Below are 13,066 nucleotides of genomic sequence, written 5' to 3' on the forward strand. Positions count from 1 at the left end.
GCTCGCCTCACGCCACCGGATGCGCCGGGCGACGATGGAACTTGCGCGACAGCCAGTTGCCCAGGTCATCCACCACGGTGAAGGCCGCCGGAATCACGATCAGGCTGAGCAGCGTGGAGGTGATCAGGCCACCGATCACCGCAATGGCCATCGGTGCACGGAAGCTGGAGTCGCCGGCAAACCCCAACGCGATCGGCATCATGCCCGCGCCCATCGCCAGGGTGGTCATGATGATCGGCTGCGCGCGCTTGCGGCAGGCATCGATCAGCGCATCGTGCTGGCTCATGCCGTGTTCGTCCTCGGCCATCACCGCGTAATCCACCAGCAGGATGGAGTTCTTGGTGGCGATGCCGATCAGCATCAACAGGCCGATGAGTGCCGGCAGCGAGAGCATGTTCTGGGTGATCAGCAACGCGCCGAATGCACCACCGGCACACAGCGGCACCGCGGCGAGGATGGTGATCGGCATCAGCGCGTGGTTGAACAGCAGCAACAGCACCATGTAGATGCAGATCAACCCGGCCGCCATCGCCAGCATGAAGCCGATGAACAGCTCGACGAAGACTTCGGCATCGCCGGTGTTGAGGAAGGTCACGCCCGGCGGCAGCTGCTTGACGCTCGGCAGTGCCTGTACTTCGGTCATCACATCGCCCAGCGGACGGCCGTTGAGTTCGGCGGTAAGGGTGACGTTGCGCTGGCGCTGGTAGCGCGAGATCTGCGAGGGACCACTGCCCTGCCGGATGTCGGCCACGGCCGCCAGCGGCACCGGGCCGTAGCGGCCGGGCACGCGCAACTGGCTGATCAGGCCCGGGTTGGCCAGCGTGGCTTCGGCGAAGCCGACCCGGATCGGCACCTGGCGATCGGGCAGGTTGAGCTTGGCCAGGCGCTGCTCGTAATCGCCGGCGGTGGCGATGCGCGCCGCCTCGGCGATGTCGGCCGTGGCCACGCCGAGGTCGGCGGCGCGCGCGGCATTGGGCACGATCTGGATTTCCGGGCGCAGCAGCGACGCCGTCGAGGTGACACTACCCAGGCCCTGGATGCCGCGCAGATCGCGCTCCAGCGCGGTGGAGGCGTCCTGCAGGCGTTGCGGGTCGTCACCGGAGAGCACCAGCTGCAGCAGGTTGCCCGGCTCGGAACTGACGTAGCTCACGCGCACGCCGGGCAGGTCGGCCAGACGCTTGCGTGCCTCGCGTTCGAGCACGCGCTGGTCGCGCTCCCGCGTGTCGGTGGTGCCCCAGTCGAGCACCAGCGTGGCCTTGCGCGGCTCGCCGACGCCGGTCGCGCCGGGGTCGCCCAGGTCGAGCACGCTGCCGACGGCGGTGTAGACCTGCTTGAGTTCGGGAATGTCCTTGAGCAGTGCGCGTGCGTGCTCGGCCACGGCCACGGTCTCCTGCAGACGCGTGCCCGGCGGCAGCTCGAGGTTGAGGTTGCTGCGTCCCAGGTCGGACTGCGGGATGAAGGTGGCCGGGATGAACGGCACCAGCGCCAGCGAGGCCACGAACAGACCGGTGGCCACCCACAGCGTGCGGCCACGATGGCGCAGCGCGGCGTCCACCCAGCCCAGGTACCAGGTCATCAGCCGGGATTCCGGCTTTTCCTCGCCATGCGGCTTGAGCAGGTAGGCGGCCATCATCGGCGTGAGCAGGCGGGCGACCAGCAGCGAGAACAACACTGCGGTGGCCGCGGTCCAGCCGAACTCGCGGAAGAACTTGCCGGCGATGCCGGGCATGAACGCCACCGGCACGAACACCGCCGCCAGCGTCAGCGAGGTGGCGATCACCGCGTTGCCGATCTCGCCGGCCGCTTCGCGCGCGGCCTCCAACGGCGGCTTGCCCATGCGCAGGTGGCGCACGATGTTTTCAATCTCCACGATCGCATCGTCCACCAGGATGCCGACCACCACCGACAGCGCCAGCAGCGTGATGATGTTGAGGGTGAAGCCGAAGAAGTACATCACCGCGAAGGTCGGGATGATCGACAACGGCAGCGCCAACGCCGACACCTAGGTCGCGCGCCAGTCGCGCAGGAACAACCACACCACCAGCAGTGCCAGCAGCGCGCCTTCCCAGAGCATGGTCATCGACGAATCGTAGGAACGGTGGGTCTCATCGATGGCGGTGGTGACCAGGCGGAAATCGATACCGGGGTGCTCGGCCTTGATCTTGTCCAGTGCGTCATGCACACCGGCTTCCACCTTGACCTCGCTGGAGCCGCGCGTGCGCGACATCGAAAACGCCACCACGCCCTTGCCGTCCAGCAACGCGGCCTCGGTCGGGTCGGCGGCGGCATCGGTCACGGTGGCCAGCGTGGACAGCCGTACCGCGCGCCCGTCCGGCAGCGCGATGGAGTAGTCGCGCAGCGCCTGCGCGTCACCGACGGTGCCCAGCGTGCGGATGGTCTGCTGCGCGCCCTCGACCTCGGTCTTGCCACCGGCACGCTCGACCTGGATGCGCGCCAGCTGCTGGGACACATCGCCGGCGGTGATGCCTATGGCGATCAGCGCGTTGGGGTCCAGGTCCACGCGCACCTGGCGCTGCACGCCGCCGACGCGGGTGACCCGCGCAACCCCGGGCACGCCGTACATCGCGCGCGAGATGTCGCGGTCGACGAACCAGCTGGCCTCGTCGGTGGTCATGTGCGGAGCGACCAGCGCATAGGTCATCAGCGAGCCGCCGATGTCGACCTTGGAGATCACCGGTTCCTGGATGTCCTGCGGCAGGTCGGTACGGATGCGGGTGACCGCATCGCGCGTGTCGTCCAGCGCGGTGGCCAGGTCGGCCTCGAGCTGGAACTCGATGGTGGTGGTGCTGACGCCTTCGGTGACCGAGGACATCACGCGCTTGACGTTGTTGACCGTCGCCACCGAGTCCTCGACCTTGCGGGTGACCTCGGCCTCCAGCTGGCTCGGCGATGCCCCCGGCTGGGTGACGGTCACGGTGGTCATCGGGAAGGCGATGTCGGGGAAGCGCGCTACCGGCAGCTGATGGAAACCCCACAGGCCGGCCACGCACAGCACGAAGAAGATCAGCAGCGCAGGGAGCGGGCGTTTGATCGCCCAGGCAGAGATGTTCATCGCGCGGCGGCCTTGGTCGCGGTCACCACGCGCACGCGGTCGCCCTCACCGAGGAAGCCGGCGCCGTCCACCACGACCTGATCGCCGGCCTTGAGCCCGTCCAGGATCGCGGTGCGGCCCTGCACGGCCTGGCCGGTGCCGACGCGGTGGCGGGTCGCCTGCTGTTTGTCGTTCACGGTGAACACGTAGTTGTGGCCGTCGCGCTGCACGATCGCCGCCGTCGGAATGGTCAGCACCGGGCCGTCGCCGGTGACGATGCGACCGTCCACGAAGATGCCCTGCTTGAGCGGGCCGGGCGCGGGCAGGTCGGCGTAGATGGTGCCGGTACGGGTCTGCCCGTCGACACCCGGCGTCACCCCCCGGATGCGACCGCTGACCACCTGGCCTGCGTACTGCAGCTCGACGGTGTTGCCAACGGCCACATCGGCCAGCTGGTTTTCCGGCAGCTCCGCGCGCCACTCCAGGCGACCATCGCGGATCAGGCGCAGCAGTTCCGTGCCGGCGGATACCACCTGACCCGGCTGCACCAGACGCTTGGAAATCAGGCCGTCGGCCGGTGCGCGCAGGTCGGCGAAATCGCGGCGCAGTTTGGCCGCGTCGCGCGCGGCACGTGCGGTGGAGGTCTGCGCTTCGGCATTGATGCGCGAGGCGCGCAACTCATCCAGGCTGCTGGCGCTGATCAACTGCTGCGCGGCGAGCTTGGCGCTGCGCTCGTAATTCATGCGCGCCAGTTCCTGCGAGGCCTGTGCCTGCCGCAGCGAGGCGTCAGCCTGCGCCAGCTCGCTGTCCAGGGTGCGATGGTCCACCTGCAGCAGCACCTGCCCCTGCTTGACCCACTGGCCCACGTCCACCGGCAATGCGGTCACGCGCTGGCCGCTGATCTCCACGCCCAGCTGCATTTCCTCGTAGGCGGTGACTGGCCCGGAGACCAGCACCGTGCGCGCCATGGTCTGCTGCTGCGCGGGCGCAAGCGACACCGGCAGCGCCGAACTGGCGGCCGTTGCATCGGCCGTGGCCTTGTCGTCCTTGCCGCCGCACGCGGTAAGCAGCGCGGCCACCAGGATCAGGGAGAAACGTCGGAAGTGGGTTGCACGCATCGAGAGGCTTTCCGGGTCGGAACAGCGGGGAAATTGAGAGGACGGAATCAGGCGTCGTGGGACAGGCGCAGTGCGATGCCATCCAGCATCAGGCCCAGCCCCTGTTCGAAGCGCGTGTCGACATCGACCTCGCTCCACACATCACGGGCGAGCCAGCAGTGCGGAAAACGTTGCTCGGCCAGCGCCATGAACGCCTCGCCCAGCGCCTCCATGCTGCCGTCGCCGGGCCACGACTGTTCTTCGATGACAAAGCCCATCGTGTAGTACACCAGGTCCATCGAGGTGGTCGCGGCAAAGCGCGCCGGCGCACCGGCGCCGACCAGGGCGGCGATGCTGGCCTCGCCCACCCGCAGCACGTTCTCGGTGGCCAGGAAAGTGCCGGCGTAGACCCGCGCACCATCGCGCCGCGCCTTGAACGCCCGCCGGAACTCGCGCGCGATCTGCAGCAGGCTGTCCCGCCACGGCTGACCGGCCGGCATCTCACGGGCGACGTCGCCGATCATGGCATCGGCCATGGCATCGATCAGCGCCTGCTTGCTCTTGAAGTGCCAGTACAGCGAAGGCGCGCGGATGCCCAGCGAACAGGCCACCTTGCGCAGGGTAATGCCCTCCAGGCCGGCCTCGTCGAGGATCCGGAAGGCCGCCTCGACGATGTTTTCGCGCGCGATCGGTTGACGCACTGCCGGACCTGCCTAACGGTGTTAGGGGGCGAATCTAACAGCGTTAGGGATGGGGACGCAAGATCCATCCGCGCTCAAGATCCCGTTCCCACGGCCGCTACTCCCTGCCAGACGGCGCATGAGGCGCCTGGACCGACACGGAGATCCCCATGACCCCTCGCCTCGCGCTGCTCGCGCTTTGGTTGGCGCCCGCACTCCCGGCCCTGGCCGAGGACGCCCCCGTCCCTGCGGTGACCACGCCCAACCTCCAGCAACCGCCGCGCATCCGTCTGTTCGGCAGCAATCTGGTGAACCTGTCGCTGTATACCGCCGCCATCGGCACCTCGGACAAGGGCGAGCTGGTCAGGGTGGAAGGCAAGTCGGCCCACAGCATCACCCCGGTGGGCGCGCTGTTCTCCATGGCCCGCAAGAACGAGAACGTGGCCATCGGCATGCCCGCCTCGTTCGCCACGCGCACCCTGAACGAGAACACCGGCTTCGGTGCCAAGCCGTTCTACCGCGAGGTGGCACTGGTACCGGGCCAACGGATCTCGGTCTCGGCCAACTTCCAGGGCTACAACCGCCGCTGCGTTCCCGTCGCGGCGAGCGCCGGGCAATCGCGCGACGCGCTGCGCTTTGCGCCCGGTCCGTCGTTGTCCTTCACTGCCGAGCCGGGCACCGACTATGAAGTCTCCTTCGGCACCGACGGCACGGGCTGCGGCATCACCGCCCGGCAACTGCTGGCAGACGGCGGTTCCACCCCGCTGCGGCGCGAACGCCAGCGGCAGCGCTCGGCGCAGACCGGCAAGGTCGAGGGCGCGCACCTCTACACGTTCCTGTTTCGACCCGGCAGCGTGTACTACCGCGTGACCGGTGAGTCGGCCAATCTGGAACTCCAGGCCGACGACGACGACGCGAACGCCGACGCGTTCGAAACCGCCATGCGTGAGATTGCCGCACGCCCGGGCACGCAGATGTGCATCGTCGCCCCCGGCTTCGACTACAAGAGCCCGCTGATCGACCGGCTCAATCGCGTCGTGGACGAGCAGGCCAAGGACTTCCCGGCGATCGTGGAGCCGATCGACAGCATGCGCACCGTGCAGCAGACCGAAGACCACGTCCCGACCACGTTCATGGCCGCGGTGGAGTACTGCCAGGTGGCTGCGCTGGTGGCATTCCTGGGCAAGGCGCCGGAAGCACCCGCTGGCCGCTGAGGACGCCTGGACCGGGGCATGGCTGGCAGCGCGGATTGCGCATGGAAATGGGTCTTACACCATGGTGGGTTTGGTCGAACATCGGCGTCACGCCATTCTCGGCCCTTGCCGCGTCTGCTCCTCCTGCTGCTGGTCCTGGGTCTGCGCTTGCGCCAGTTCCTGCACACGATCCTGTTGCTGCGACGCCCGGCTCTGGTTGGCCGCCGCATACTGCTGCTCGGGCGCGGCCGCCAACGCCTCCTGCGTCGGCATATGCGCCCGGTTTGCCGCCGGGTCCGGCGACGCACCTGGCCCGGAACGCATCACGAACAGGGTGCTGCCGGCGGTGCGTGTTTCGGTCGCTTCACTCAACGCCATGTCGACCTTGTCGCCGGGCTCGAACCCGGCTTCGGCCGCAATCCGGTAAGCGCTCGCCAGCAGGCGATCACTGCTGCTGTCCCACGGCTTGTTGTGCCTTTCATCCAGCCTGACCACAGAGGAGCGCAACTGCTCCACCAAGCCGGCGTCTTCCGGGCGCGGGGCCATGCCGTGGCGGCGATCAACGTCAACCTTGTCCTGCGTGGCAGGCGCAGTGCCGTGCGGCACAGGTGCGCTCGGTGCGGGCGCAGGCGTACCGGGGACAGTGGGCATCACGTTGGCCGGTGGCTGCGCCTGCTGAGCAGCTGCGCGGCGGGCCTGTGCCTGTGCAATCTCTTCCTGGGTGGTTACGGATTTGATCTCCATCGGCTCGTCATCCTTGCCGGCCAGGGTAACCAACGAACCATCCTTCTCCACCTGCAGGTAGTACGGCATGCGCTCGAGCATGTCGCGTGCGTGGTCCTGGGTCACCGCGTCCACGGCGGCGTCAATCTCTTCGGGCGTGCGGGCAATGCCGGCGGCGCGGTAGCCCGACATCACCTGGCCGCGCAGGCCCAACTCGGTGGGGGTGGGATTGTCGCGGGCAATCTGGGCCATGGTGAAGAGGTCTTGCACGCCCGCCTCCTGGCTCTGGCGAGTGCGGTTCAGCTCTTCCTGCAGGTTTCCTTCAGCGGTGTTGGTGCCGTAGAGCGTGCCGGGGGTTGTCCACTGGCCATCGCCGCCCAGCGTGTAGTGGTGGCCGTCCGAGGCCATCAACGGCAGCGCCTGGGTCTGGGCGTTGGTGATCACCTCCGGTACGGGTTCAATGTTGGCGAAGTCGCGCCAGCCGTATTGCTCATACGCCACCTGGTAGCGGGCGGTGAGTGCTTCGGGCGTGTTGGCGGCGTTCTGGGCAGTGATGCGCAATGCGTCCACTTCCAGCTGCACCGACTGTTCCGGGCTTACCGCCACCGTGCGGTCGACCGGAATGCGCCCATCAATCACCTCATGGATGGAGAGATGCCATTCGCCATTCTGCGGGTTGCGCACGTAGTGCCGGCTGGTTTCAAACGGCTCCGGCGGCGGGGTACGTCCCCCACTGGCATCGATGCGGAATGGATCTTTTGGCGCGGGCAGGTTGGCCAGGCCCAGCGAATAGGCATCGTTGGCCGATTTGTAGTTCAGCTCGTCCACCAGCCGCCCGCCGGCGACCATCCGCGATTCGCGGAAGCCACCTTCGGGCGTGGGCGCAATCACCGTGCGGGCCCAAGGGCTATCGGGCTTTTCCGGGTCACGGCTCCATTCGTTGCCACTGCGGTCCACCTGGGTGTAGACGGTTTTCTTGTCTTCCTGCTGCGCCCAGTGCTCGCCTGCGAACCCACCGACCACGCCGCCCACGAGGCCGGTTAGCAAGGCACCTGGGCCGGTCTCCGAGCCGGCAATCAGCCCGTACACAAAGCCCGCGCCGACACCACCGGCAATGCCGCCGGTGGTACGTCCCACGAAGTGGGTGGTAGCTGAGTCCGCGCCCGCCTGGTTGCCCTGCGAGCGCAACTCGGCCACGCGGTGGCCGGTTACCGCAAAGTCCACCGCCAACGCAGCCACCCCGGCAGCGGTGAGCATCCCGGCACCACCGAGGCGTCCGCGCGCGGCCACGGCTGCCGCCTCGCTGGCCGCGCCTTCGGTGGCGCCGGCCCTGCCTGCATTGCCGGCCAGATCCGATGCGCTGGCGCTGGGTCTTCCCACATGACCGGCCACTTCCGAAGCGCTGGCACCAGGGCCGGGGTTGAGCGCAGGTCGCGTGACGGTCAGCGGTTTTTCAAGATTGAAGGCGTTGCGAACGTTCGCTGCGGTGTGCTCTGCGAGCGGCAGACGGCCTGCCTGATTGGCTTCTTCAATCGCGTTGCCAAGCGATGCACGACCGCCCCAGCGTGGGCTGAGCGCGGAAGCATTGGGCTTTTCAATCGCCTCCAGCGCCAGAGTGACGTTGGCTTCGGACTGGGTGACAGCGCGCCAGCGCAGTTCGTCCGGCCGCATGGCCTTGAATTCGTTGATCTGTTCGGTGTGCGCGCGCTGGTATCCATCAACGTCACCGAAGAACCTTCGGACCTTGGCGTTGGCCACATCCGTCGACATGCCCTCTGGCGCGTTGGTGACCAGGTCACCATTCACCAGGCCGGCCCGCAGGGTATGGTCGAGGTTCGCTACGCGAGCACCCATGCGCTCGGCGGCCGCGGCCTGTTGTTGGGGTGTTCCCAGTTCACCCAGCGTGGCCTTGCCGTCGGGGGTGTTTTCCAGGTCCCTGAGCAAGGTGGCCAGTTCGTCCGAGTAGCCGGCCAGCGGACCGCCCCCATGAGGCGAGATACCCATCTTTGCAGCCAATGCGCGGTCGACTGGCAAATTGAGGATATTGCCCTCACCGTGCAGGTCGAAGAGGCCGCGTTTGGCCAGCTCCTGAAGCAGCCGGCTCTCCTTGAACGCGGCCTGCTCGACGATGTGGTGTCCACGGAAAACCGGTGTATCCGGCATCGGTCAACTCCCGCTCAGAAGTCCATTTCAGGGATGGGTGTCTTACAGCGCTGAAGCGTCCCGCAGTCGTACACCGTCCAACGTCGCGCGGCTGAGGGCGTCGAACATCGTCCGATCACAAATGGGGGCGAACCCACTGTTGGGCTGGCGGAAAACGTGTGCGCCGCCTACAACCCCTTTCTTGAACACCAGCGAAGCACCCCCGGCAATGCTGTAGAACTGCACGTCCTGGTCGGTGATGAAGTCGTGCTCCAGCGTGACCTTCACCCGGGATGCCGGGGCATCAAGCGCATCGAGTTCGCGAATCACATCGCACAGGTAGTACTGCGGCCCGGGAGTGCCATCGGCCAACGTGAAGTCACACGCAGCGAACGCAAAGCCTTGCCGGTCCACTGCATCGAAGACGTCTTTCAAGGCCTGCGAAACAATCCAGATGCTGGCGTACACCTCGAAATCGCGCGGCAGTCCGCCTTCGGCCGGCACATGCACCAGATGAGGGCGTTCGGGGTACTGGGCAGGATCGCCGTTGGGACGATCGACCGTGCGCATACCTGGCCGGCACAGTACCGTTTCGTTGGCAAACTGCAGGCCGTGCCCGATGCCGTCATTCCAGCGACTGGGTTCCAGAAAGTAAAACTCGCCCTGGTGGGAATCGGTATCAACCGAAACGGGAATGGCAGTCTGCTCGCTCATGGGCTTCCATCATGGATGCGGGGTAGAACAGTAAACCGGGGCAGGCGGATCGTAACGTGGGCGGGCACTGCGAACAAGGTTGCTGCGCAGCTTGGCATAGCCACGCGAGGCTACGTCACCTGTACCGGGCGCCTCGTGCGGAAATGCGGGAGGTGGCAACGCGGACGCCGGCTGGTCTTCAGTGTGTTGCGTCGGCCCGTTGAATCCAAGGCCGATAGCGGACCATCGGTCCGCCATGGCAACCTTCAAAAGACCGAAGACGCTTGGGAAGGCCTAGCGTCATGAGACAAGGCGAAGATGAACTCGGTTATTGCCAACGAAGTGATCTGGGGGCAGCGTCCCGATGAGGATGCGTTCATGATCAACATCCAGATTGGTACGCCATATCAGGTCGGGGATGATCCTATGGAGTGGGCTTGTCCGGTAGCGGTACTGCCACTTTATAAGAAGCTCCACGACGCCCATGGGGTCAGCTCGCTTCATGCCCTATGCCTTGCCTCCTCGTTGGCACTTGATGTGCTTCAAGGTTTCAAAGAGAAGGGCGGCGTCCTGTTCTATTCGCCCGGCGAGGACGTCCCACTCGAATCCTATGCGTTCGGAATTGCGATGAAGCAGGTTAGCCGCTGATGGGTGTTTGAAACTGCAGCCGCATAGCTGTTTGGCCAGTGCCAAAGAATGATTCCTCGTGGCTGCAAGCGGACGCGTGCATCTCGATAAGGCTGTCCGCGCCATGTGTTCGCTTCCGGCCAAAAGCAGACCCCTAAGTCCTCCACCTCTGGGCGCACATCATGCTTCACGCTGATGCAAACTCCAGGATTTGCAGTGAGGATGCATAAGAGAAGCTAGCCGTCAGCCGCATTCCGGCACTTTGCCTGAGCCGACTTAGTAGAAGTCGGCCATTCCCCGTGTATACGCCTGGTACGCACCTTCGATCTCTTCAGCCCCGACGCGGGGCGGCGTTGCCTTCGACAGAAGCCAGTGTCGGATTGCAGGATCGAGCAAATCGTCTTCATCGTTCACCGGCGCTCCGAACAGTGATTCGGAGAACTGCGTGTTACAGGCCCACCCCCCAGACGGGGATCAACCTGTTCCTGATACGTTTGGTGCAATCCTCGCGAGCTTGCATTGGCCCGCGCCTATGCTTAGAGCACGGCTGCGCTGACGCGTACGATCGCTCGGTGGGGTTTAGGGATTCTTTGTACAGACCTTGGCCATGATGGCCATGCGCCCATAGTTTGGACACCGGTTAGACCCATAGTTGGGCCGTTTCGGGGATGCTTATGCACCAACTATGCCCACATTCTGGCCAATAGTCTGGCACGCGACGCTGCAAGTCATTGATTTTATATATATTTGACTAATAGCTAGTCCAGCAGGTTGTTGAATACACAGACTATCCGCACGCTGACGCGACATGGGCCGTGGGCTGTCTGTAGAACATTGGACGACTCGTTGGACCAGGCCTGTAGATCACCAGATCGTTTGCATTTATGGCGGTTGCCGACTCGCTCGGCCTAGTGTCGAGGGGACTGATAGACGCCATAGTTATGCCACGCTGATCTTCTTCAGTAGTTACCTAATTCCGCCACGGAAGCACATGGTGTAAGTCGCTCGAACTTAGTCGAGCAATGACTTGGCACTGCGGATGGGTAGCCGCCCTCCGCTAATCTACGTGAACAAAACCGGCCTCAGTGGAAGCTACCCGCCAATGCGCATGACGATTCATTTGTCACACTGTTGCACTTGTCATACGATTCGCCTAAGATCAATTCGCGCCTAGACGGGCGCTTGCATCCAAGGAGAATGCAATGGACAGCGGAACACCGAGGCGCGCACTTAGCGTCCGGTTGCCGCCCGACCTGATGAACGCCTACGCAGGGCTGATCGAAGGTGCGGGCTTTACTTTCAGTGAGAACATACGTAGCTACGTTCAGTCTCTCCTGGAGAGAGACCAAGAGCTAGACCACACTGAGCTGAAGATTGAGGTCAGCTTTAACTGGCGGGTGCTTAAACCAGGCGACCCCTACGAAGAGAGTGTAGGTGCGGTTATGGTCGCTGTTGAGCCGCCCGCAGGCATGTCCCAAGAGGACATCGACCGACTCGTGTTCGTCATTCCAGAGTTCACGGACGGCGCTCACGAGCCTTATCGGATCGATTCGTACTACTACCATCGCGTCGCCGGTACCAGCAACTTCATCGAAAGTTCGACGCGCCGTCGCAATGTGCTCAGCTACTCTATGACACAAGGCCGCTGGCATGGGGGCGTCTACCGCTACGACGATCACGTGCCCCTAGCTGAGTTGGCGGCCAAGATCGATCTGGCACTCCGCCGCAGCGTTCGGGCCACCATTCGCTGTGCGCAGCTCGGAGTGCTGCCTGTGCAGCGCATCCTTAATGAGACTGACACAGCATCGCGTCGCGACGTGTGGAAAGACGTGAAGCTCCCCGATAGGTCGGATTTCGAGCATACATATTCGGGCTGATGTTGGAAAGTACGGAGCCCGTCTGCAGACGGGCTCCGTTTTCTGCTCTATTGCCCATCATGAAGCGACGCCACAGTGGCCGAATCACATGGCGGGCAAGTCTCTACTTGAATGTTTCGGATATTTGACCGAACTGAAGATGGTTTGTATCGCACAAGGTGCAATGCACTCACTGAGTGCATCTTACCCTGGAGAGAGAAAGGACATGCGCCCCCGCTCTGCGGTGTTGATCAACGCCCCCTCCAGAAGAGCACTAGCTCATATCAGTCGGACGAGAGCCTCTACACGGCCGACGCAGCCGCCGATGGAAGGTGAAGACGTCACTCATGCGTTGGCGACCGCACTGGCGAAAGCTCTCCGCTCGCGCCCTATTGCTGAAGTAGAACACTAAGTAGCGCTTGGAGAACAGCGCGTGGTTCGTCTTGCCTGCAACGACTTGGAATCCATCCAGGGAGAGAGCAAATGCACGTAGCATGCTCATACATCGACCGGCCGCCTGCTGCCCGATGCCCGGCCGAACTCTCACCTTAATCTTGTGCATTTCGAAGCTCCGTAATGGTTGGGAAGTGAGCGGACAGATCCACTCCCCAATTCTTTACAGTTTTCCAAAAAGACTGAATTTCCAAGGATTCAGGGTGCAATTGATTGCAAAAAGAAGAGCGATCGAGCACGAATCTTGCGATCGCAGTTCTCCCGACGCCGAGCTCCATGGGCACAGTGCTGCTCATGTTTACTCATCGCTGGGTAGGAAACGAATGCACTTAGGCGCGCATAGGACTCTGCGCGACGGATACTGATAGGTGGTCGTGGTCCCGAAGTCCCCCCGCTTTCAGTAACGGGGCTGTTTAGAATCCAGACTTCATCGTAGCGGCTTTGGCCGGCAACTGTTGGGTATAGGCCGCCGGTGTCAGGCCGCCCAAGATTTTTGGTTCTTCTCCCATCTGAGGGGAGAAGGCGCACGGCCGGCCAGCTAGATTGTGGT

The 13,066-nt window shown here is 64.3% G+C and carries 7 protein-coding genes and 1 pseudogene; 3 read left to right on the forward strand and 5 right to left on the reverse strand.

Going from position 1 to position 13,066, the window contains the following annotated elements; translation table 11 throughout:
- Positions 1 to 7 precede the first annotated feature (7 nt).
- The 3 genes and pseudogenes from NR101_RS11910 to NR101_RS11920 all read right to left on the reverse strand — a co-directional run bounded on the left by NR101_RS11910 (position 8) and on the right by NR101_RS11920 (position 4,850).
- Positions 8 to 3,073: pseudogene (locus NR101_RS11910) on the reverse strand (efflux RND transporter permease subunit).
- Entirely contained in the window at positions 3,070 to 4,170 is a 1,101-nt protein-coding gene (locus NR101_RS11915; RefSeq protein ID WP_256775293.1) for an efflux RND transporter periplasmic adaptor subunit, read from the reverse strand. The pseudogene NR101_RS11910 and the gene NR101_RS11915 overlap by 4 nt, the downstream one beginning before the upstream one ends.
- A 47-nt stretch (positions 4,171 to 4,217) precedes the next feature.
- A complete protein-coding gene (locus NR101_RS11920) occupies positions 4,218 to 4,850 on the reverse strand; it encodes a TetR/AcrR family transcriptional regulator C-terminal domain-containing protein (protein WP_256775294.1) in 633 nt (210 codons plus the stop codon).
- Between the two features lie 149 nt (positions 4,851 to 4,999).
- Here NR101_RS11920 and NR101_RS11925 point away from each other — a divergent pair, with 149 nt between their 5' ends.
- Positions 5,000 to 6,043 (forward strand): hypothetical protein, encoded by a 1,044-nt coding sequence (locus tag NR101_RS11925; protein ID WP_256775295.1) that lies wholly within the window; start codon positions 5,000 to 5,002, stop codon positions 6,041 to 6,043.
- A gap of 87 nt (positions 6,044 to 6,130) precedes the next feature.
- Here NR101_RS11925 and NR101_RS11930 read toward each other — a convergent pair whose 3' ends face one another.
- On the reverse strand, positions 6,131 to 8,908 hold the full coding sequence (locus NR101_RS11930; protein WP_256775296.1) for an XVIPCD domain-containing protein: 2,778 nt from the start codon (positions 8,906 to 8,908) through the stop codon (positions 6,131 to 6,133).
- A 42-nt stretch (positions 8,909 to 8,950) separates the two neighbouring features.
- A complete protein-coding gene (locus NR101_RS11935) occupies positions 8,951 to 9,601 on the reverse strand; it encodes a DUF1629 domain-containing protein (RefSeq protein WP_256775297.1) in 651 nt (216 codons plus the stop codon).
- 297 nt (positions 9,602 to 9,898) lie between these two features.
- On the opposite strand from NR101_RS11935, the gene NR101_RS11940 reads away from it, so the two are divergent.
- Positions 9,899 to 10,228, forward strand: coding sequence for a hypothetical protein (locus tag NR101_RS11940; RefSeq protein WP_256775298.1), 330 nt, complete (start codon positions 9,899 to 9,901; stop codon positions 10,226 to 10,228).
- A gap of 1,181 nt (positions 10,229 to 11,409) precedes the next feature.
- Positions 11,410 to 12,084, forward strand: coding sequence for a hypothetical protein (locus NR101_RS11945; protein ID WP_256775299.1), 675 nt, complete (start codon positions 11,410 to 11,412; stop codon positions 12,082 to 12,084).
- Positions 12,085 to 13,066 lie beyond the last annotated feature (982 nt).

This window comes from Stenotrophomonas sp. Ste86, assembly GCF_024519465.1.
Taxonomy (GTDB): domain Bacteria; phylum Pseudomonadota; class Gammaproteobacteria; order Xanthomonadales; family Xanthomonadaceae; genus Stenotrophomonas.